Annotated in this window: 17 protein-coding genes and 1 tRNA gene; 8 read left to right on the forward strand and 10 right to left on the reverse strand. The window is 72.2% G+C overall.

All coding sequences use genetic code 11. The features are described from left to right. Positions 1 to 32 precede the first annotated feature (32 nt). Positions 33 to 1,055 carry a hypothetical protein gene (locus tag ACFCZN_RS01780; protein ID WP_429762800.1) on the reverse strand — a complete coding sequence of 341 codons (1,023 nt, stop codon included), beginning with the start codon at positions 1,053 to 1,055 and terminating at the stop codon, positions 33 to 35. A 93-nt stretch (positions 1,056 to 1,148) separates the two neighbouring features. Between ACFCZN_RS01780 and ACFCZN_RS01785 the strand changes: the two genes are divergently transcribed. Both ACFCZN_RS01785 and ACFCZN_RS01790 read left to right on the forward strand, forming a co-directional pair. Next, on the forward strand, positions 1,149 to 1,688 hold the full coding sequence (locus ACFCZN_RS01785; RefSeq protein ID WP_429762799.1) for a peptidylprolyl isomerase: 540 nt from the start codon (positions 1,149 to 1,151) through the stop codon (positions 1,686 to 1,688). A gap of 321 nt (positions 1,689 to 2,009) precedes the next feature. Next, the gene (locus ACFCZN_RS01790; protein WP_429762798.1) at positions 2,010 to 2,693 is read left to right on the forward strand and encodes a rhomboid family intramembrane serine protease; all 684 of its coding nucleotides are present in this window, start codon (positions 2,010 to 2,012) and stop codon (positions 2,691 to 2,693) included. 60 nt (positions 2,694 to 2,753) lie between these two features. Here ACFCZN_RS01790 and ACFCZN_RS01795 read toward each other — a convergent pair whose 3' ends face one another. Further along, entirely contained in the window at positions 2,754 to 3,014 is a 261-nt protein-coding gene (locus ACFCZN_RS01795; RefSeq protein ID WP_429762797.1) for a cell division protein CrgA, read from the reverse strand. 129 nt (positions 3,015 to 3,143) lie between these two features. On the opposite strand from ACFCZN_RS01795, the gene ACFCZN_RS01800 reads away from it, so the two are divergent. Together ACFCZN_RS01800 and ACFCZN_RS01805 are read left to right on the forward strand one after the other, a co-directional pair. After that, the gene (locus ACFCZN_RS01800; RefSeq protein WP_429762796.1) at positions 3,144 to 3,875 is read left to right on the forward strand and encodes a DUF881 domain-containing protein; all 732 of its coding nucleotides are present in this window, start codon (positions 3,144 to 3,146) and stop codon (positions 3,873 to 3,875) included. A gap of 101 nt (positions 3,876 to 3,976) precedes the next feature. Next, a complete protein-coding gene (locus ACFCZN_RS01805; protein WP_430555618.1) occupies positions 3,977 to 4,657 on the forward strand; it encodes an aminodeoxychorismate/anthranilate synthase component II in 681 nt (226 codons plus the stop codon). Between the two features lie 64 nt (positions 4,658 to 4,721). Here the strand turns inward: ACFCZN_RS01805 and pknB are convergent, their stop codons facing one another. Genes pknB through ACFCZN_RS01840 form a run of 7 tightly spaced genes read right to left on the reverse strand, consistent with a single transcriptional unit; the run spans position 4,722 to position 13,915 of the window. After that, positions 4,722 to 6,731: a Stk1 family PASTA domain-containing Ser/Thr kinase gene (pknB, locus tag ACFCZN_RS01810; RefSeq protein WP_430555619.1), complete on the reverse strand. Its 2,010-nt coding sequence runs from the start codon at positions 6,729 to 6,731 to the stop codon at positions 4,722 to 4,724. Then, positions 6,732 to 8,258 carry a serine/threonine-protein kinase gene (locus tag ACFCZN_RS01815; RefSeq protein ID WP_430555620.1) on the reverse strand — a complete coding sequence of 509 codons (1,527 nt, stop codon included), beginning with the start codon at positions 8,256 to 8,258 and terminating at the stop codon, positions 6,732 to 6,734. It lies immediately after the preceding gene. Next, positions 8,255 to 9,718, reverse strand: a complete 1,464-nt coding sequence (locus tag ACFCZN_RS01820) for a peptidoglycan D,D-transpeptidase FtsI family protein (RefSeq protein WP_430555621.1) — start codon at positions 9,716 to 9,718, stop codon at positions 8,255 to 8,257. The genes ACFCZN_RS01815 and ACFCZN_RS01820 overlap by 4 nt, the downstream gene beginning before the upstream one ends. Beyond that, a complete protein-coding gene (locus ACFCZN_RS01825) occupies positions 9,715 to 11,289 on the reverse strand; it encodes an FtsW/RodA/SpoVE family cell cycle protein (RefSeq protein WP_430555622.1) in 1,575 nt (524 codons plus the stop codon). The genes ACFCZN_RS01820 and ACFCZN_RS01825 overlap by 4 nt, the downstream gene beginning before the upstream one ends. Further along, positions 11,286 to 12,677: a Stp1/IreP family PP2C-type Ser/Thr phosphatase gene (locus tag ACFCZN_RS01830; protein WP_430555623.1), complete on the reverse strand. Its 1,392-nt coding sequence runs from the start codon at positions 12,675 to 12,677 to the stop codon at positions 11,286 to 11,288. The genes ACFCZN_RS01825 and ACFCZN_RS01830 overlap by 4 nt, the downstream gene beginning before the upstream one ends. Before the next feature lie 7 nt (positions 12,678 to 12,684). Further along, positions 12,685 to 13,185 carry an FHA domain-containing protein gene (locus tag ACFCZN_RS01835; protein ID WP_430555624.1) on the reverse strand — a complete coding sequence of 167 codons (501 nt, stop codon included), beginning with the start codon at positions 13,183 to 13,185 and terminating at the stop codon, positions 12,685 to 12,687. Between the two features lie 10 nt (positions 13,186 to 13,195). Further along, positions 13,196 to 13,915, reverse strand: a complete 720-nt coding sequence (locus tag ACFCZN_RS01840; protein WP_429762788.1) for an FhaA domain-containing protein — start codon at positions 13,913 to 13,915, stop codon at positions 13,196 to 13,198. A 254-nt stretch (positions 13,916 to 14,169) separates the two neighbouring features. On the opposite strand from ACFCZN_RS01840, the gene ACFCZN_RS01845 reads away from it, so the two are divergent. Together ACFCZN_RS01845 and ACFCZN_RS01850 are read left to right on the forward strand one after the other, a co-directional pair. Beyond that, a tRNA-Leu gene (locus ACFCZN_RS01845) sits at positions 14,170 to 14,253 on the forward strand. Positions 14,254 to 15,348: 1,095 nt separating this feature from the next. Then, entirely contained in the window at positions 15,349 to 16,125 is a 777-nt protein-coding gene (locus ACFCZN_RS01850) for a hypothetical protein (protein ID WP_429762787.1), read from the forward strand. A 182-nt stretch (positions 16,126 to 16,307) separates the two neighbouring features. Here the strand turns inward: ACFCZN_RS01850 and ACFCZN_RS01855 are convergent, their stop codons facing one another. Beyond that, positions 16,308 to 16,865: a small multidrug efflux protein gene (locus tag ACFCZN_RS01855; protein WP_430555625.1), complete on the reverse strand. Its 558-nt coding sequence runs from the start codon at positions 16,863 to 16,865 to the stop codon at positions 16,308 to 16,310. 188 nt (positions 16,866 to 17,053) lie between these two features. Between ACFCZN_RS01855 and ACFCZN_RS01860 the strand changes: the two genes are divergently transcribed. Together ACFCZN_RS01860 and ACFCZN_RS01865 are read left to right on the forward strand one after the other, a co-directional pair. Then, positions 17,054 to 17,908, forward strand: coding sequence for a DUF3800 domain-containing protein (locus ACFCZN_RS01860; RefSeq protein ID WP_430555626.1), 855 nt, complete (start codon positions 17,054 to 17,056; stop codon positions 17,906 to 17,908). 213 nt (positions 17,909 to 18,121) lie between these two features. Then, positions 18,122 to 20,833 (forward strand): polysaccharide lyase family 1 protein, encoded by a 2,712-nt coding sequence (locus tag ACFCZN_RS01865; RefSeq protein ID WP_430555627.1) that lies wholly within the window; start codon positions 18,122 to 18,124, stop codon positions 20,831 to 20,833. The last annotated feature ends 143 nt before the right edge of the window (positions 20,834 to 20,976 follow it).

Raw genomic sequence — 20,976 nt, forward strand, 5'->3', positions numbered from 1 at the left:
CGGTGCGGTGCCGTCCCGGGACGGCGAGCTGGTCAGGCCTTGTCGCCCTCCCCCGCATCCTTCGCGGCGTCGGCGACGTCCCCGGCGGCGTCCTCCGTCTTGCGGGCGGCGGAGCGCGTACGGTTCGTGGCCTTCTTGGCGGCGTCGGTCGCCTTGTCCTTGGCCTTGTCCACGGCCTCGGTGACCTCCTCGCCGAGCTCGGCGGCCTTCTCGGAGGCGCGCTCGGCGGCCTCGCGACCCTTCGCGACGGCGTGCCCCGCGGCCTCGCCGACGGCCTCCGCCGCGTCGGCGACGGCGTGCCGCGCGTCTCGCGCCGCGCCGTCGTAGTCGGGTCCGGACTGCTGCTCCCAGGGCTCGGCCCACGGGTCGTTCTGCGGCTGGGCCCGGCGCCAGAAGGCGTAGCCGGCCACAGCCGCCCCGGCGAGCGCGAGGAACCAGAACAGCCCCTTGCCCTTGCCGGACTTCTCTGCCTCCTTGGCGGCCTTCTCCGCCGCCTTCTCGGCCGCGGCCTGGGCCTTGGCGGCCTCCTTGGCCGCCTTCTTCGCGGCCTTCTTGCCCGCACGACCGGCCTTCTCCGCGGCGTCGCGCGCGGCGTCCGCCGCCAGGACACCGGCCGCACCCGCGGCCGCCCCGGCGCGCGTCGCGGCCTCGTTGAACGCGGAGACGACCCGCGGCAGGTAGTCGTCCACGATCTTGTCGTGCGCGGTGTCCACGAGCGGGCCCGCCTTGTCGGCGGCCTTCTCGACCCGCGGCGCCGCCGCGAGCACGCTCTCGCGCCACGCCTTCTCGGCGCGTGGCACGAGCCACTCGAGGAAGGAGTCGACGCGCGGCTCGGCCCAGTCCTTGGCCTGGTTCGCGGCGTCCTTCGCCCCACCGGCGGCCCGGGCGCCGACGTCGACCAGGACGGCGGCCGCCTCGGTCGCGGAGCCCTTGAGCTTCTCGGTGTCGATGTCGTTGATCGTCGAGCTCACCTTGTCGGAGACCTTCGAGGAGAGCTTCTCGGCCTGGTCCTTGGCAGCGTCCTTGACGCTGTCGCCCACGTTCTTTCGCACCATGGACCCACTGTGCCACCAGGTGCCCTGGCCTGCAGCGCTACGCGCGGGCCGCGTCGTGAGAGTCCAGGGAAGGGAGAGTGAGAGGATGAGGGCATGTTCGCAACCCTCCACACCACCGCCGGTGACATCCGCATCGAGCTGCTGCCGAACCACGCGCCCAAGACCGTCGCGAACTTCGTCGGGCTGGCCAAGGGCACCACGACGTGGACGGACCCGGCCACGGGCGCCGAGCGCAACGACCCTCTGTACGACGGCGTGATCTTCCACCGCGTCATCGACAACTTCATGATCCAGGGCGGGGACCCGCTGGGCACCGGCACCGGTGGCCCCGGCTACACCTTCGACGACGAGATCCACCCCGAGCTCCAGTTCGACGACAAGTACATCCTCGCGATGGCGAACGCCGGCAAGCGCCGCAACCCCGTCACGGGCGCCGTCGAGGGCACCAACGGCTCGCAGTTCTTCATCACCACCGGCGCCACGCCGTGGCTGAACGGCAAGCACAGCATCTTCGGCAAGGTGGCCGACGACGAGTCGCGCGCCGTCGTCGACGCGATCGGCACCACGCCGACCCGCCCCGGCGACCGTCCCGTCCAGGACATCGTCATCAACAGCGTGACCATCGAGGACTGAGCTCCGGTCCAGGTCACGGTCGGGGTCGAGAATCTCGACGCAGTCCCGTTCACGCGCCCCAGGGGGCGCGCCACGTCGGGAAAGAGCGTACTGCGACGAGATTCTCGACCCCGACCTCTCTCTCGCCTCACGGAGGGCTGACCCATCTCGACCCCAACTCCCGGTCCGCAGCCGACGGCTCCTCCCGTGTGCCCGCGGCACCCCGACCGTGTGTCCTACGTGCGCTGCCAGCGCTGCGGGCGGCCGACGTGCCCCGAGTGCCAACGACCTGCCGCCGTCGGGATCCAGTGCGTCGACTGCGTCAAGGAGGCATCGCGCGCGGTGCCGAGCGCCCGGACGATGTTCGGCGGCACGGTCCGTGGCGGGCGGCCGGTCGTCACGCTGACGATCGTCGGCCTGTGCGTGGTGAGCTGGGTGCTGCAGCTCGTCACGGGCGGCGAGTGGACGCAGCGGTGGGCCTTCGCCCCCTCGGTGGGGCTCGACGAGCCGTGGCGGTTCCTCACCGCCGCGTTCCTGCACTCCACCAGCCCGCTGCACATCCTGTTCAACATGTACGCGCTGTGGCTCACCGGCCCGTTCCTCGAGCAGGCGTTCGGACGCGGCCGCTTCATCGCGCTCTACGTGCTGTCCGCGATCGCGGGGTCCGTGGGCTACCTGCTGCTCGCCGACCCGACGAGCTACTCCTGGATCACCGCCGTCGTGGGTGCCTCCGGGGCCGTCTTCGGGCTGTTCGGCGCGATCATCCCGGTCCTGCGCCGCACCGGGCGCAGCGCCGCGCAGATCGTCGTGCTCATCGCCATCAACATGGCGATCCCGTTCTTCGTCGGCGGGATCGCGTGGCAGGCGCACCTGGGCGGCCTGGCGGTCGGTCTGGCGATGGGTGCCGGGTTCGCCTTCGCGCCCCGCGAGCGGCAGGCGCTCGTGGGGTGGCTGGTCCCGGCGGGCGTGGCCGTCGTCCTCGTCGCCGCGACCCTGTGGAAGTACGCCTCGGTGGGGATGCTCTGAGCGCCGCCCACAGGGTTGTCCACAGGTGTGGAACGAACTACACGGGTGGAAGACCCGGCGTCAGCGCCAGCGGGTGGTGAGCCCGAAGCCCGCGATGATCAGCACGAACCCGACGGCGAGGTTCCAGGCGCCGAGCGCCGGGATCGGCAGGCCCAGCCCCTGCGCCGTGAGGTAGTACAGGACGATCCATGCGAGGCCCAGCAGCATGAGCGTGAGCATCGTCGGCACCAGCCAGCGCGGGTTGCCCTGCGGCTTCGCCTTCGGCGTCGCCGGCTGCTCGGCGGGCGTGCTCTTCTTCTTGCGGGACTTCGACTCGGGCACGGGGAGGTCTCCTGTCCGGACGGGTGGGCGGCGGCCGCGGGCCGGATGCCCGCCACCGTCGGCGATTCTGTCGACTAGCGTAGTCGTCAGCAGGCTCGAGAAGGACAGCCGCGACCGACCGGAGGGCCGATGAACCGCCGACTGCGCCAGAGCGCGACCGTCGCGTGCGTCCTCGCCGCGTCCGGGCTCCTCTTCACCGCCAGCGCGCAGCTCGCGGACACCAAGGACGGTCGGGACCCGCAGGACCTCGCCGAGCTCGTCACCACGGAGTCCGACCGCGTCGCGGGGCTCACCGACCGGATGAACGAGCTCGAGGCCGAGATCGACGACCTCGGCAAGCAGGCCGGCACCGACCTGCCCACGCGGAGCGCCGACCTCGTGGCCGACGAGTCGGTCGTCACGGGTGCCGCGCCGGTCTCGGGGCCCGGGCTGCGGGTGGCGCTCGACGACGCGCCCGCGTCCAGCCAGTCGATCAGCGGGGCGCGGCCGGACGACCTGGTCGTGCACCAGCAGGACGTGCAGCACGTGATCAACGCGCTGTGGGCGGGCGGGGCCGAGGCGATGACGCTGCAGGGCGAGCGCGTCACCGCGACGTCGGCGTTCCGCTGCTCCGGCAACATCCTGCTGCTGCACGGCAAGGTCTTCTCCCCGCCGTACGTGATCGAGGCCGTGGGCGACCCCCAGCAGCTCCGGGCGTCGCTGGACGCGGACCCGGGCGTCGCGATCTACCAGCAGTACGTCGACTGGGTCGCCCTCGGGTGGTCGGTCAAGGACGCGGGCACCCTCGAGCTCCCCGCCTACACCGGCAGCTCCGAGATGAAGTACGCGACCGTCCCCGCCGGCACGGACGTGTTCTCGTGAGCGCCGCGACCGTCGTGAGCTCCGCGCTGCCGGGCCGGCGATGGCGTGGCCGCCGTCCCGCCCCGCAGCCCGCCTGACCACTTCCCCGAAGCGAGACAGCCATGACCAGCCCCACCACCACGACCGCCGGCCCGCGCATCCTCGTGGTCGACAACTACGACTCGTTCGTCTACACGATCGTCGGCTACCTGGACCAGCTCGGGGCGCGCACCGTCGTCGTGCGCAACGACGCGGTGCCCGAGCCCGACGCGGACGGCGTCTTCCACGACGCGGACGGTGCGCCCTTCGACGGCGTCCTCGTCTCCCCCGGCCCCGGCACCCCGAAGGAGGCGGGCTCGTCGGAGGACGTCATCCGTGCGTGTGCGCGCTCCCGCACGCCGATGCTCGGCGTCTGCCTGGGCCACCAGGCCCTCGCGGAGGTGTACGGCGCCACGGTGGCGCACGCGCCAGAGCTCATGCACGGCAAGACCAGCCTGGTGGAGCACGACGGCGAGGGCGTGCTCGACGGTCTGGCGTCGCCGTTCACAGCGACGCGCTATCACTCGCTCGCGGTGCTCCCGGAGAGCGTGCCCGCCGAGCTCGAGGTGACGGGCGCGACGGCGAGCGGCGTCGTCATGGGGCTGCAGCACCGCGACCTGCCGCTGCACGGGGTGCAGTTCCATCCCGAGTCCGTGCTCACCGAGGGCGGGCACCGGCTCCTCGCCAACTGGCTCGCCGTGTGCGGCGACGACGGCGCGGTGGAGCGGTCCGCCGGCATGGCGCCGCTGGTGCACCAGGGCTGACGCCAGCACGCACGACGGAGCCCGCCGGGACCACGGTTCCGGCGGGCTCCGTCGTGCGGCTCGCTCAGTCGTCCAGGATGCCGAGCGGGTCGCCCGCGTCGTCGGTCGCGCCGTCCGTGGGGTCGCCGGACGGATCGCCCGTGGGCGTCTCCTCGGCCTCCGGCCCGCTGGACACCACGACGGCGACGTTCGAGCCGACCTCGGCCTCGCCACCCTCCGGGTCCTGGGAGATCACGGTGCCGTTCGGCACGTCGTCCGAGGGCTCGAAGCTGATCTGCGGGCTCAGGTTGGCACCGGTGATGGCCGCCTGGGCGTCGGCGGCCGACTGGCCGACCACGTTCGGCACCGTCGTCATCTCCGGGGCCTTCTCCTTGGCGATGACGATCGAGACCTCGCTGCGCTGCGGCACGTTGCCGGCCTCGGGGCTCTGTCGGATGACCGTGCCGGCCTTCTTGTCGCTCTCCTCGGTGCTGGTGGAGTAGCTCAGGTCGAGGCCGGTCAAGGTGTCCTTGGCCTGCTGCTCCGACCTGCCCACGAGGTTCGGCAGCTCGACGCGGCCGTCCGAGACGACGATGGCGACCGAGGAGCCCTCGCTCACCGCCTTGCCCTCGGCCGGGTCCGACTTGATGACGCGACCCTCCTCGACGTCCTTGCTGTGCGCCTGGGACACGTCTCCGAGGGTGAGGTTCGCGTCCTCGAGCTCCGCCTTGGCCTCGTCCTCCGTCATGCCGGCGAGGTTCGGGACGCCGATCGTGTCGGGCCCCGCGGAGAAGGTCACGGTGACGGTGGTGCCGCGGTCCACCTCGGTGCCGCCCGTCGGGTTCTGGCCGAGGAACGTGTTCTCCGGCTCCGTGGACTCCGTGTCGGTGGCCTGCTCGTACTCGAGCCCCGCGGCGGTGATCGCACGCTCCGCCTCGGCGGGGGTGACGTTGGACTGGAGCTCGGGCACGGTCGTCTTCGCCTCGGCGCCGTTCATGACGAGGAACGTGATGATCGCGGCCAGCGCGACGGCGCCGATCGCGATGAGCGTCCACATGAGGCCCTTGCGGCTCTTCTTCTCGTCCTCGGGCTCGCCGTTCGCGCCCTGCACCCCGGTGGTGCCCCACTGCGACGTGCTCGCGGGGTCCATCACCTGGGTGCCCTGGGGCTGGCCCATGACCTGCGTCGCCGCGGCGCCGGCGGCGGCCGCTCCGAGGAGCGGCGCGGTGACGTCGCCGCCGCGCAGCGCCGTCTCGAGGTCCGCGCGGAACTCCGCCGCCGTCGAGTAGCGGGCGTCGCGGTCCTTCGTGAGGGCCTTGAGCACGATGCGGTCGAGCACCTCGGGCACGTCCGAGGCGAGCTCGCTGGGGCGCTGCGGCGCCTGCCCGACGTGCTGGTACGCCACGGCGACCGGGGAGTCGCCCATGAACGGCGGGCGCCCGGTGAGCAGCTCGAACAGCACGCAGCCCGTGGAGTACAGGTCGCTGCGGGCGTCCACGGTCTCGCCGCGGGCCTGCTCGGGCGACAGGTACTGGGCCGTGCCGATGACGGCGTGCGTCTGCGTCATCGTCGCGGCGGAGTCCGCCATCGCGCGGGCGATGCCGAAGTCCATCACCTTGACCGCACCCGTGGGCGTGATCATCACGTTCGCGGGCTTGATGTCGCGGTGCACGATGCCGGCCTGGTGCGAGTACTCCAGCGCGCTGAGGATGCCCGCCGTGATCTCGACGGCCTCCTCGATCGGCACGGCCGCGCCGTCCTGCAGGATGTCGCGGACCGTGTGCCCCTCGACGTACTCCATGACGATGAACGGGACGTGCACGGACGCGCCCTGCGTGTCCGTGTGCGTGTCCTCGCCGGTGTCGTAGACGGCGACGATGGCGGGGTGGTTCAGCGCGGCGGCAGACTGGGCCTCGCGACGGAACCGCGCCAGGAAGGACGGGTCGCGGGCGAGGTCGGACCGCAGCACCTTGATCGCGACGGTGCGACCCAGGCGCGTGTCGTGCCCGATGTGCACCTCGGCCATGCCGCCGCGGCCGATGAGCTCACCGACCTCGTAGCGGCCGGCGAGTACCCGGGGCGTGTTGTCCACCACTCAGAAGTCCTTCTCGGTCATGGCCGCGCGCGGGGCGCGCGGCGTGTCTCGGAGCATCATCCCAGAGGAGGGACGCGCACCCGTGCGGGAGGGGCGGGAGACCGCGAGGGCCGGTCCCACCAGGAGGGCCGCCGCGTGGCCCTCGGCGTCGGCCGCCATGGCCTGCACGAGGGTGGCGAGCAGCAGGACGACGAGGAGGCCGAGCAGCGCGATCAACGGCCAGGAGAGGCGTCCGAGCGGGCCGAAGCGCTGGCCCGTCGAGGTCGACGTGCGGCGCGCCGGCTTGGCCTCGGGCGCGGAGCGCGACGTCGAACGGCGCCGGGTGCCGGTCGACGGGGCCTTGCGCACCGGGGGACGGCGGGCGTCGTGGGTGCCGGCGCGCACCTCGCGGCGCCGCGGGTACGCACGTCCGGCGGCGAGGCCGTCGACCGGGGTCTGCGGGGTGGGCTCGTCGCCGGGGACGACCGCCGCGGGCTCGGCGGGCGTCGCACGCTCGTCCTCGGACGGCGTCACCGCAGTCCACGCGACCGGCATCGCGGCCGACGGCGGGGTGGAAGGGCTCCCAGGGCCGGCAGGAGCGGCAGGTCCGGCGGGTCGTGGCGCCGTGGGCGCGGCGTGCGCGGGGACGGCACGCGCCGGGCGGGCGCCCTGGCGCGCCGCCGCGGCACGCCGCGCGGACCGGGACCGGGCGCCGAGCGGGTCCTCCGCGATCTCGCGGGCGAGCGAGTCGAGCTCCCCCGCGAGGGCGGCGGCCGACTCGGGCCGACGCGACGGGTCCTTCTCGAGCATGCGCCCGATGACGTCCGCGAGCCCAGGGTGCACGTGCGTGGGCAGCGGCGGTACCGGCGCGTTGACGTGCGCGACGGCGATGTCGACCGGCGTCGAGCCCGTGAACGGGCGCTTGCCCGCCGTCGCCTCGTACGCGACGACCCCGAGCGCGTAGACGTCGGACGCCGCCGTCGCGGGCTGCCCCACCGCCTGCTCGGGCGACAGGTACTGCGCCGTGCCCATGACCATGCCGGTCGCCGTCATGGGGGCCTGGTTGGCGGCGAGCGAGACGCCGAAGTCGGTGATCTTCACGCTGCCGCCGTGCTCCAGCAGGATGTTGCCGGGCTTGACGTCGCGGTGCACGACCTTGGCCAGGTGCGCGTGGTGCAGCCCCCGCGCCGTGGCGGCGAGGATCGGCAGCAGCTTGCGGGGCGCGACGACGGGCTCACGCTCGAGCAGGTCGGCCAGCGGCTCGCCCAGCACCAGCTCCATGACGAGGAAGCCGGCGCCGTCCTGCTCGCCGTAGTCGTACATCTGCGCGATGTTCGGGTGCGACAGGGCGGCGCTGTTGCGCGCTTCCGTGCGCAGGCGGCGCAGGAAGTCCTCGTTGCCGGTGTACTCCTCGCGGAGCACCTTCACCGCGACCTCGCGGCCCAGGTAGCCGTCGTCGGCCACCCAGACCTCGCCCATGCCGCCGATGGCGATACGGCGCGTAAGGCGGTACCGCTCGCCGAGCGCGAGCCCCGTGGCCGGCCTCATCCGTTCAGCACCGCTTCCATGACGGCCTTGGCGATCGGCGCGGAGACCGAGCCGCCGGTGGCCTGGCCGCCGAGGTCGCCGCCGTTCTTGACGACGACGGCGACCGCGACCTGCGGGTCCTCCGCCGGCGCGAAGCCGGTGAACCACACGTGCGGCGGCTGGGAGTTGTCGCCGTGCTGGGCGGTGCCGGTCTTGCCGGCGACGGTGACGCCGGGGATCTGGGCGCTCGTACCCGACCCGGACTCGACGACGCTCTTCATCATGTCCGTGAGCTGGCCCGCGGTCTTCTCCGAGACGGCGCGGCCGAGGCTCGACGGCGAGGTCTCACGGACCACCTCGAGCTGCGGGTCCCGCACGGTGTCCACCGAGAAGGGCTGCATGACCTCGCCGCCGTTCGCGATCGCCGCGGAGATCATGGCGACCTGCAGCGGCGTGGTGGCGACGCTGCCCTGGCCGATGCCGGACAGCTCGACCTGCGCCGTGTTCATCTCGTCCGGGTCCGGGTCGTACTGGCTCGCCGCGGTCGAGAACGGGACCTCGAACCGCCTGCCGACCCCGAACTTCTCGGCCTGCTCGTTCATCGCATCGGCGCCGAGCTCGCCGCCCAGGCCGAGGAAGGCGGTGTTGCAGGAGATCCGCAGAGCGTCGGCCAGCGTCATCTTCCCCGACGACGCGCACGACGTGCCGGCGAAGTTGCCGACCTGCGTGTTCGTGCCCGTCAGGGTGTACGAGGACGGCGCGTCGATCACCGTGTCAGGCGTGTAGTCGCCGCTCTCGAGCGCAGCGGCGGTCGTGACGAGCTTGAACGTCGACCCGGGGGGCGGGTTCCAGGACGTCGCGCGGTTCACCAGCGGTTCGTCGTCGTCGTTGAGCAGGTCGGTGTACGCCTGCCCGGCCTTCTTGGTGGAGTGCGACGCGAGGTCGTTGGGGTCGAAGGACGGCTTGGACACCATCGCGAGGACGGCGCCCGTCTTGGGGTCGAGGGCGACGACGGCGCCTTCCTGGTCGCCCAGGGCGTCCCACGCGGCCTTCTGCGCCTTCGGGTCGATGGTGAGCTCGACGGACGAGCCCTCCGGGTCGCTACCGGTGAGCAGGTTCTGCAGGCGGTCCACCCAGAGGGCGTCGGCCTGCCCGTTGAGGTAGTCGTTCTCCGCGTGCTCGATCGCCGTCGTGCCGTTGGCCAGCGAGAAGAACCCGGTGAGCGGCGAGTAGAGCTTGCCGTTCGTGTACTCGCGCTGGTAGCCGAACTCGTCGTCGACCGGCTTGGACAGCGCGACGGCCTCGCCGCCGACGACGATCGGGCCGCGGGCGCGCCCGTACTCGGCGTAGATCGAGCGGATGTTGCGGGTGTCGCTGTTCAGCTCGTCGGCGTGGAAGAACTGGATCCACGTGGTCGACACCATGAGCGCCAGGAACATGACCATGACGACGCTCGCGAGCCGGCGCAGGGTCGTGTTCACAGGTGCTCACCTCCAGTCGTTCCTCGGGGATCGTCGCGGCGCGGGTCCAGCGGCCCGCCGAACGCCTCGGTGGGGTGCGACGGCGTCGACCCGCGCGACGGCGCGTCCGCGGCCGACCGCCGGACGGGGACGCCGCCGCCCGGCGTCGTCCCGTCGTGCGCGCCGACCACGATGGGGTCGTGCATGCCGCCGCCCTGCGCGACCGTGCCGCGCATCGGCAGCGCCGACGGGCGCCTGGCGTTGTCGGAGACGCGCAGCAGCAGCGCGATGACGATCCAGTTGGCCAGCAGCGACGACCCGCCCTGCGCCATGAACGGCAGCGTCAGGCCGGTCAGCGGGATGATGCGCGTGATGCCGCCGACGACGACGAAGAGCTGCAGCGCCATGACGAACGCGAGACCGCCGGCCAGCAGCTTGCCGAAGCCGTCGCGCACGGCGATGGCGGTGCGCAGGCCGCGCTGCACGATGAGGAGGTACGTCAGCAGGATCGCGAGCAGGCCGGTGAGGCCGAGCTCCTCCCCCAGCGACGAGTAGATGAAGTCGGAGAAGGCGTACGGCACGAGGTACGGGTAGCCCTCGCCCCAGCCGGTGCCGAACAGGCCGCCCGCGGCCAGCGCGAACGTGCCCTGCACGATCTGGTAGGACCCGCCGACCGCGTTGTACAGCTCGTTGTCGAACGGGTGCAGCCACACGTCCATGCGGGCGCCGACGTGCGGGAACACGCTCGCGGCGACGAGCGCGCCGGCCGCGAACAGCACGAGCCCGATGAGCACCCAGCTGAACCGCTCGGTGGCGAGGTACAGCATCGCGACGAACAGGCCGAAGAACAGCAGCGAGGTGCCCAGGTCGCGCTCGAAGACGAGGACGGCCAGGGACGCCGCCCACACGATGATGATCGGGCCGAGGTCGCGGATGCGCGGCAGCTGCAGCCCGAGCACCTTCTTGCCCGCGAGGGCCAGGGTGTCGCGGTTGGTCACGAGGTACCCGGCGAAGAAGATCGCGAACGCGATCTTGGCGAACTCGGCAGGCTGCAGGGAGAAGCCGGCGATGTTCACCCAGATGCGGGCGCCGTTGATCTCCCGCCCGATGACGGGCAGGAGCGGCAGCACGACGAGCCCGAGGCCCACGAGCATCGCCGTGTACGTGAGGCGGCGGATCCACCGGTGGTCGCGCAGGAACCAGACGAGGAGGATCGCGATGACCGCGCCGAGCGCGGTGTACATCATCTGCGACCAGGCGTCGGCGCCCTTGGTGTCCGCGAGCTGGAGCCGCAGGATCATGGCCAGGCCGAGGCCGTTGAGCAGCACCACGGCGGGCAGGATCACCTGGTCGGCCCACGGCGCGCGGAGGCGCAGCACGACGTGCGCCGCCGCGGCGATGCCCACCAGGAGCAGGCTGACGGCCCAGAAGTCGCCGGGCAGCTCGCCCGTGACGCTGCGGCCGACCATCGCGAACGCGCTGATGCCCGCGGCCAGGGCGAGGATCAGCAGGAACAGCTCGGCCAGGCGGGCGGGACGGCGTTCGGTGGGCTCGACCGTGCGCCCGGCGGGGGTCTCGACGTCGACGCTCACCCCTTCGACCCCCCGTCGGCCTTGCTGTCGGCGTCGGCGGGCTGCTTCGTGGGCTTCGCGGTCGACGTGCTCTTCGAGGGGGACGGCGAGCTCGAGGGGCTCGCGGAGGGGGTGGGAGACGGTGACGGCTCGGGGGCGGCCTCGGCGATGAGCCGGTCCGCGCGCTCGCGAGCCTCGGCCTCGGACGACGCCCGGATGGAGCCGTCGAGGCGGTCCGCCCAGTAGTCCGGCAGGTCGGAGACCGGGGTGCCGGTGAGCTCCACCGGGGTGGAGAGGGTCAGGGGGCCGGCGCTGGCCGGGATGCCCTGGAAGACCGCGACCTCGCCGTCGGCGACGCCGACGTAGTACTGCTCCTGCGTCCACCCGTACGCGCGCCACAGGCCGTACCCGACGCCGCCGAGCACCACGAGCACCACGAGCACCGTGATCCACGGACGGCGCTTGCGGGCGGGCCGCGCGTCGTCGTCGGTGTCGTCGTCCTCGGGGTCGTCCGGGTCGTCGGCCGCGCCCTGCTCGGTCGGCACGGGGTCGTCGGCCGGGTCGTCGGCCGGGGTCTGGAGGACCGCGGGGAGCTCGCCCGTGGCGGCCGCGCCCACGACCTGCGGCACGGTCGCGCCCTCGACCGGGGCCGCCGTCGCGCCCTCCGCCGCGGGGGCGTCGCCGTCCTCCACGACGTCGGCGACGACGACGGTGATGTTGTCGGTGCTGCCGGCCGTCATGGACAGGGTGATCAGCAGGTCGGCGGCCTCGTCGGGCGCCGCGGTCTCGGTGAGCACCTCGGTGATCTGCTCGGGCGAGACGAACCCGGACAGCCCGTCGGAGCAGAGCAGCCACCGGTCGCCGGCGCGCGCCTCGCGCACCGACATGTCGGGCGTGAGGTCGACGTCGAAGTCGCCCAGCACCCGCATGACGACGTTGCGCTGCGGGTGGTGCTCCGCCTCCTCCGGCGAGATGCGGCCCGTGTCCACCAGGTGCTGCACGAAGGTGTGGTCCACCGTGACCTGCGTCAGGCGGCCGTCGCGCAGCAGGTAGGCGCGCGAGTCGCCGAGATGGGCCATCACCAGGGTGGTGCCCGTGTGCAGCAGGGCGGTGACAGTGGTGCCCATGCCGACCAGCTCCGGGTCGGCGTCGCTGACGCGCACCAGGTCCTGCCGGGCGCGCTCCACCGTGTGCTCGAGGTCGGTCAGCGCCTCCTCGGGGCCGTGCTCGGTGCGGTCGAGCGGGGCGAGGGCGGCGATCGCGAGGCGCGACGCGACGTCGCCGCCCGCGTGCCCGCCCATGCCGTCGGCGACGGCCAGCAGGTGCGGCCCGGCGTACGCGGAGTCCTGGTTGTTGGACCGCACGAGCCCGACGTCGGACCGCGCGGCGTAGCGCAGGGTGAGGGTCACGGAGCGGTCACCCCTGGAGCTCGACGACGGACTGGCCGATCCGGACGCCGACACCCGGCGCCAGCGGCTGCGGTCCCGACACCTGGGCGTCCCCGATGAAGGTGCCGTTCGTCGACCCGAGGTCCTCCACGTACCACTGGTCGCCCTGCGGGAAGATGCGGGCGTGGCGCGACGACGAGTAGTCGTCGTCGAGCACGAGGGTGCAGCCCGGCGACCGGCCGATGAGGATCGACGCCGAGGACAGCGGAAGGGTCGTGCCGGCCAGCGGGCCGGTCGTCACGACCAGGCGCGTGGGCCCGCCGCGCCGGGCGGGCGCGGGTGCTGCTGCGGCCGCGGCGCCCGCGGAGGGTGCGGGTGCGGCCTCCGCGCGACGGCGTTCGGACTTGGAGGCGCGCGGGGCGCCCCGGGGCGCCAGGTCGCGCCGCAGCACCGCGATCGCGGAGAGCACGAACACCCAGAGCAGCACCAGGTAGCCCAGCCGCAGCAGGGTGATCGTCAGCTCACTCATCCTGGGGGGATCACCAGCCTTCGTTCTGCTGGCCCGAGGCGCTGCCGGTCCAGAACATGATGCGGGTACGGCCGATGGTCAGGGTGTTCCCGTCGAGCAGCGTGGCCGCGGGCACCTGGTGGCCCTCGACGAACAGTCCGTTCGTGGAGCCGAGGTCGGTCGCGACGACGCCGTCCGGCGTCACGCGGATCTCCAGGTGGCGGCGCGAGACGCCCGGGTCGTCGACGACGATGTCGGCCTCGGCGTCGCGGCCGATGACCGTCACGGGGCCGGTGAGCAGGTAGCGCTGGCCGTCGATGTCGATGAGGGGGTGGCGGGTGGACGGCGCCGCCGACGTGGCGGGGGCGACGTTGCCGCGCACGGTCGCGGAGCGCAGCTGGAAGCGACCGCCCGGCAGGTCCTCGTGCTCCTCGAACGACACGCTGACCGGGCCCACGAAGGCGTAGTGCTGCGAGGCGGCGTACTCGGTGAGGTTCGTGGCCAGCTCGTCGGCCATCGTCTCCGCGCCCCAGGCGTCGATCTGCGAGAAGTCCGCGGACGACAGCTCGATCGTGAACTCGTTCGGCACGACCGTGCGGTCGCGCCCGACGACGGCAGCGCGGTCGTCGATCTCGCGCCGCAGGCGGCTCGCCAGCTCGACCGGCTTGATCTCGCTGTTGCGACCCACCTTCGCGAACGCGTTGTTCATCACGCGCTCCACGCCTTTCTCGAAGCGATCCAGGGCGCCCATGCCACCTCCTCCCATTGGCCCGACACGTCCGCGGGCAGACTATCTAGATCGTAGGCAGCGCCGCAGCACCACTCCTCCGCGCGGTGTGGATTTCCTGCGAACGCTCGGCGCAGAAGCGGGACCGGCAGGTCACGGTGCGGTGACGGCCGCCACGCTCGCCACCAGTGGCGGGACCATGCCCTTTCCGGGGTGCGCGAGGCCCTCGCCAGGCGATTGGGGAGCACCCCCCGCGCCGTGCTAATCTTCTGCGGCACGCGCGAGTGGCGGAATAGGCAGACGCGCACGGTTCAGGTCCGTGTGCCCGAGAGGGCGTGGGGGTTCAACTCCCCCCTCGCGCACGTGAGGAGGGTTTCGGCTTCAGGGTCGGAACACCTTCGGAAAGTCCCGGTCAGGTTCTCCTGGCCGGGACTTTCTGCGTTCCGCGGGGTGCGATCTGGCTGGGCGACGGCGCGGGCCCCGCTTCCCGGCGTCGAACCGGGGTGAAGTCCCGTCGTGCGGGCAGCGGGAGGATGACGTTGACGAGGCGGTCGTCGGGTAGACCGTGCTCCGAGCGAGAGTTGTCCATGCACCCGCGCCGAGATGGCCCGCCATGGCGCCCTGACCCTGGCCACGAGGCTGCCGGTCTACTTCGCCGACCCCCGCTCGCCCTGGCGGCGACCCTCCACGAGAAGCCTGGAGCATGTGCCAACAGCGAGGACGGGGTGCCATGGCCTCAGCCCATGGAGTTGTCCGGCGGGGCAACGCCGCGACCGTCTGCGGTGGTCGCGTGGCCACGTGGAGGCGCCGTCGAGTCGCCGGCTTCGGAACGCTGCAACACAGCTCGCCACGCTGACCGTCGCGGGGCTGGCGGCTCTCCGTCGTCGCTGCACCCCCTCCTGGTGTGCCGCCGGGGTCCAGGGGTGTCTGACGATCCGGTCAGGGTGTGCTCGACGCTCCCGGGGCTCAGCAGTTGCGCCAGGCCAGAGCATTTCGTCGTTACCGGCGAGCTGGTGCCGTCCCGACCGGCGTGTGCCCGCTGAAGACGCCGCTCAGCAGGCAGCGATTCGGACCGTCGGACCGTTTCAGGCGGTGAAGGTCGAAGAACCGACGCCTCATGCCTACCGATCGGTGAGGAAGCGGGTGTCTGTCTGGCCCGGGCCCTCTGCGCACCCACGGAGGCGGCTGAGCGTGCGCTGAGCGGGTGAAATCTTCGGCCCTCGGGCGACGGCAGCGTGCCGCGCGGGAGGGCGGCGCGGGAGGCGGGGGCCGATCGATCAGCCCCCGCGAGGCCCGGCATCCCGGGCCTGCGCGACCTGTCGGCCCGCCGGCGAGGCCGCTCTCCGGTATCCGCTACTGCAGGTCCTGGGCGGTCCGGGCGGTGGTTTCGGCGGGCACATATCACGGGCACCTGAATAGGATCCGCGCGGCTCACTTCTCCCCTCGAAAGGGTCCCCATGCGCATCCTGTCCAAGCTCGCGGTCACTACGGTGGCGGCGGCCTCGCTCTTGCTCGGCACCGCCGTCGCTCCCGCGACCGCAGCCACCGCCCCGGCGATCGACGTGACCTCGATCAAGGTCACGCCCTCCAACGGCAGCACGGGGACCAACTCCGCGACGAAGTACTACGACGTCCGCACGAGCGTGAAGCTCGGCAACCTCAGCGGCTACGGCCAGTACTGGTGGGCCGACATCTCCGCCGACGTCTACCGCGGCAGCACCCGCGTCGCGAAGAACCTCGACCTGGGCTCGGTCGCCTCGCAGAACTACAAGAGCCTGGACACCTACATCGCCGCGAAGTCGTCCTGGGGCCGCGGCACCTTCAAGGTGAAGAACGTGCGCGTGGTGGTCGACACCGACTACAACTCGACCACGCCGGACGTCACGCTCAAGGACGCCTCGTACTCCAGCGGCACCTTCATGATGAAGTCCTCGATCGACGGCAAGCTCAAGTACGGCAACGTCATCCAGGTGACCTCGAGCGGCAGCCACAAGACCGTCAAGATCGGCCTGAAGAGGTACACCCCGTCCGGCTGGCACTCGTACTCGTACGCCAAGGTGAAGGTGCAGTACAAGAACTCCACCGGCTGGCACACGCGCAAGACGATCACCCTGGACAAGTACGGCCTGAAGACCTACAAGTTCACGGCCTCGCACAAGTACAACTACCGTGTCACGATCGCTCCGACCACGACCAACGGGGGCGGCACGACCACCGCGACCCCGAAGGTCTGACGCGTCGCACCATTCAGCAAGGGCCTCCGGCCCGGGACGTCCCTCCCACGTCCCCGGGCCGGAGGCCCTTCTCGCACCCGAGATCAGCGCCTCCGCGCGACGTGTCCGTCAACTCTCGTGCGCGAACGGCGTGGTCAAGCTCGTCTACGACGTCGTGCGCTGACGGCGTCCCAGGAGACGGTTCAGTAGACGAGGTTCAGCAACCGGCTGGCGACGACGGCGGTGACCGTGGTCCAGCCGACGATCGCCACCGCCTGCCAGACGAGCACACGGGCCTTGCCGACGCCGGACGCCACCAGCATCGAGGCCGTGAAGTGGGTCGGCAGCAGCAGCGGGCCGAGGAGGCTGACGCCGGGGACGCCGTAGCGCTCGTACGCGCGCTGGAACTTCGCCCGGCGGGCGCTGCGTCGGTCGTCCGCCGGCTCGGCCGGGATCGTCGCGTCCTTCACGGCACCGGAACCCACCGGGACGGCGCTGCGCTGCCGGGTCTTCGCGCGACGGCGGTTCACGACCGCGTCGCGGGCGCCGGCGCTGGCCAGCACGACGGTGGTCACGGCGAGGAAGTTGCCGACCATCGCGGCGCCGGCCGCGACGGCGGGGTGGATCCCGCCGAGGATGCCGATGGTCGCGCCGCCCTCCCCCTCGATGAAGGGGATCATGGCCGCGACCGCGACGATCAGCGGCTGGGCGAGCTCGGGGACCTGGGCGACCAGGTCCTGGAACGTGTCGACGAGGTTCACGGTGTTCTCCCTGGGTGTCGGGCGTCATGGGCTTGTCCCCAGTCCACCCGGGGCGGGGAGCACCTGGTAGTGCCCCCCGTCACCGGCTCCTGTGTCGACCGCACGTCTGGGCCATGACATGTGTCATGCGGTGCGGGCGTCGGCGGGACGAGGTGGTGGCACGCGGGCGGCCGCGCCACGATGACGTCATGCCCGCGCCCGCCGTCGTGGAGATCGCGTGCGACGAGTCGGGGTTCTCCGGGACGAACCTGCTGGACCCGGCGTCGCCGGTGATCGCGCACGCGGGGGTGGACCTCACCCGCGAGGAGGCGGCGGCGGTGCTCGGCACGCTGCGGTCGCGGTTCAACCACCGTCGGACACGGGAGCACAAGGCCCACCTGCTCCTGCGGCCGGGGCAGCCGGAGGCGTTGGAGTGGTTCCTGGCGGAGCTGGCGGGCCGCTCGACGGTGCACGTCGTCGACAAGCGCGACCACGTCGCCGGGCGGGTGCTCGACCTGCTCACGGGCGAGCCGTCGTACCTCGACGGGTCGCGCCTCGGCCGCGACCACGGCCGCGCGGTCGCGGTCCTGCGAGGCCGGGGCGACGTCCTCGCCGCGTTCGTCGCGATGACGCACCTCAAGCACCGGCGCCGGCCGGACCCTGCTGCCGTCGGCCGGTTCCTCGCACTCGTCCCGGGCGTGGTGGCCGACGGCGTGCCGGAGCTGGCCGGCCTGACCCTGCGGGACGTCGTGGCGGTCCTGGACCGGCTGCTCGACGGCGACCCCGCCGTCCCGCCGCCGCTCGAGCCGCTGGTGCCGGCCCTGGCCGAGACGGTGCTGCGATGGAGCGACGGCTACCGCTCGGTCGTCGTCGTGCACGACGAGCAGAGCGCGCTCACGCGGCAGCGGATCGCGGTCCTGGCCGCGAGCCTCGCCGCCGCGGCGTCGCCCGCTCCTCCGCCCCTCCTCGGGGTGCGGCAGGTGGACTCCCGCCACGATCCGCGCGTGCAGGTCGCCGACCTCCTGGCCGGGTGGGCCCGGAGCTCTGCGGAGCCCGCTGCCTGACGCCCGGCGGCGCCGTCAACCGTCAGCCCCACCCGGCACCGGGTGAAATTGGGGGTTGCGCTCCGGGAAACCGGTCCCCTACGGTCAAGAAACCGGTTGCTGTGATCTGTTCGTAACCAATGTGGGTGGCGGACAGCGGCCGTACCGCCGTGCGGAGCGGCCTCGGCACCGGCTGCAAGTCCCGCGTTCGACGACGAAGGTGAGGCAGCAACGATGAGACGGCAAGCAGCGCGACGACTCCTGGCGGCGGGGGTGACGACGTCCTTGGCCGCCGCGATCGGAGTGACCGCCCTGACGCTCCCCGGCGCTCAGGCGGCAGAGACCGGCCCGACCGGGTTCGCCACCCAGAACGGTGGCACGACGGGCGGCTCCGGCGGCGCCGTCGTGAAGGCGACGACCGGCACCCAGATCCACGAGGCGCTGTGCGGCCGCGCCTCGGAGGACACCCCGATCACCATCCAGGTCGAGGGCACGATCAACCACGGCAACACGAGCAAGGTCTCGGGAGACAGCTGCAACACCGCGGACGGCGTGATCGAGCTGAAGCAGATCAGCAACGTCACGCTCGTCGGGGTGGGCAGCGGCGCCACGTTCGACCAGGTGGGCATCCACATCCGCGAGGCCAGCAACATCATCATCCAGAACGTCACGGTCAAGAACGTCAAGAAGTCGGGCTCCCCGACGTCCAACGGCGGCGACGCGATCGGCATGGAGTCCGGCGTCTCGAACGTGTGGGCCGACCACGTGACGCTCGAGGCCTCGGGCGGCGAGTCCGAGGGCTACGACGGCCTCTTCGACATGAAGGGCGACACGAAGTACGTGACGCTCTCCTACAGCATCCTCCGCGGCTCCGGCCGCGGCGGACTCGTCGGCTCGGGCGACAGCGACCTGGGCAACGGGCCGGTCACCTACCACCACAACCTCTACGAGAACATCGACTCTCGCCTCCCCTTGCTGCGCGGGGCGACGGCCCACATCTACAACAACCACTACGTCGACATCCACGAGTCGGGGATCAACGCGCGCGCCGGCGGCAAGGCGAAGGTCGACAACAACTACTTCCAGGACTCGAAGGACGTGCTCGGCACGTTCTACACCGACCTGCCGGGCTACTGGCAGGTCGCCGGGAACACCTTCGACAACGTCACGTGGTCGGAGCCGGGCGAGGACAACAACCCCGCCGGCCCGAACCCGACGTCCACGACGACGGTCAGCATCCCCTACGACTACTCGCTCGACGACGCCGGCTGCGTGCCGGACGTCGTCGCCGCGACCGCCGGGGCGAACAAGGGCCTCAAGGTGTCCGACGGCTCGTGCGAGGCGACGACGCCGGACCCGACCGACCCCACGGACCCGCCGACCGAGGAGCCCACCGACCCGCCGACCGGTGAGCCGACCGACCCGCCGACGGAGGAGCCGAGCGGCACCAACCTCAGCCTGGGCGCCGGCGCGGACGGCTCGACCAAGGCGTCGGGCAGCAGCTTCGGCAACGTGACCGACGGCAACCTGAGCACCTTCTGGTCGCCGACGAGCACCACGGGACGCGTGTCCGTCAAGTGGGCCGCCCCGCAGACGGTGGCGCAGGCCAAGGTCGTCGAGGCGGCCGGCTCCGAGGGCACGATCACCGCGTTCCGCATCGTCAACCACGACAACGGCGCCGTCCTCGCGACCGGCAGCCGCGCGGGGGTCGTCAACCTGCCCACGACCACGCTGAGCAAGCTCGACCTCGAGATCACCGGCGCCTCCGGCACACCGAAGGTGGCCGAGCTCGAGACGTACGCCGGCCAGGGCTCCACGGACCCGACGGACCCGCCGACGGACCCGACGGACCCCACGGACCCGACGGACCCGCCGACCCCGAGCGGTGAGGTCATCTACGCCGCGCCCGACGGCTCGGCCGGCGCGGCCGGCACCGAGGCGGACCCGACGACGGTCGCCGCGGCGATCGCCGCCGTCGAGCGGGGCGGGGCGATCTACCTGCGCGGCGGCCAGTACGACCTGGCCGACACGCTCACGATCGAGCCGGGCAACGACGGGACGTCGTCGGAGCGCACGCTCCTGTCGGCGTACCCGGGCGAGAAGCCGGTGCTCGACTTCTCCGCCCAGGCCGAGGACTCCGCCAACCGCGGCCTCGCCATCGGGGGCAACTTCTGGCACGTGTACGGCATCACCGTGCAGAACTCGGGCGACAACGGCATCCTGCTCGGCGGCGACGACAACGTGATCGAGCGCGTCGTCACCCGCGGGAACGCCGACACGGGCCTGCAGATCGCCCGCCTGGTCGCCGGTGCGCCGAAGGCGGAGTGGCCGTCGGACAACCTGGTGCTCAGCTCGGAGTCCTACGACAACGTCGACTCCGACGGCGAGGACGCGGACGGCTTCGCGGCCAAGCTGACGGTCGGCGAGGGCAACGTGTTCCGCGACTGCGTGGCGCACAACAACATCGACGACGGCTGGGACCTGTACGCCAAGTCCGACACGGGCCCCATCGGCGTGGTGACCATCGAGGACTCGCTCTCCTACGAGAACGGCACCCTGTCGGACGGCTCGCAGGCCGGCAGCGGCGACCGCAACGGCTACAAGCTGGGCGGCGAGGACATCCCCGTCGACCACGTGATCACGGGCAGCATCGCCTACGAGAACGGCAAGCACGGGCTCACGTACAACAGCAACCCGGGCTCGATCACGGTCAGCGACAACGTGAGCATCGGCAACGAGGAGCGCAACTTCAACTTCGACGAGGGCACGCACCGGTTCAGCGGCAACGTGTCGTGCGACAGCGGGTCGAACGACCGGATCGTCGGCAGCGACGACGGCACCAACCAGTTCTGGTCCGGCTCCAACGGCTCCGCGTGCGGCGCCTACGCGGGCGACCTCGACTGGTCCTTCGCCGCGGACGGCTCGCTGGAGGTGACCTTCGGCTGAGCCGATCCGCCCCTGACGGCGCGCCCTGCGCGGGCGCGCCGTCACCCCGACCCCGGCCGGCCCATCTAACCCCCCCCCGGGCCGACGGGACCACGTTACGGGCGTCCAAACTGCTCCCCCCCGCGGCGGGCCACCGCCCCCCC

The organism is Isoptericola sp. NPDC056134, assembly GCF_042264825.1.
Taxonomy (GTDB): domain Bacteria; phylum Actinomycetota; class Actinomycetes; order Actinomycetales; family Cellulomonadaceae; genus Isoptericola; species Isoptericola nanjingensis.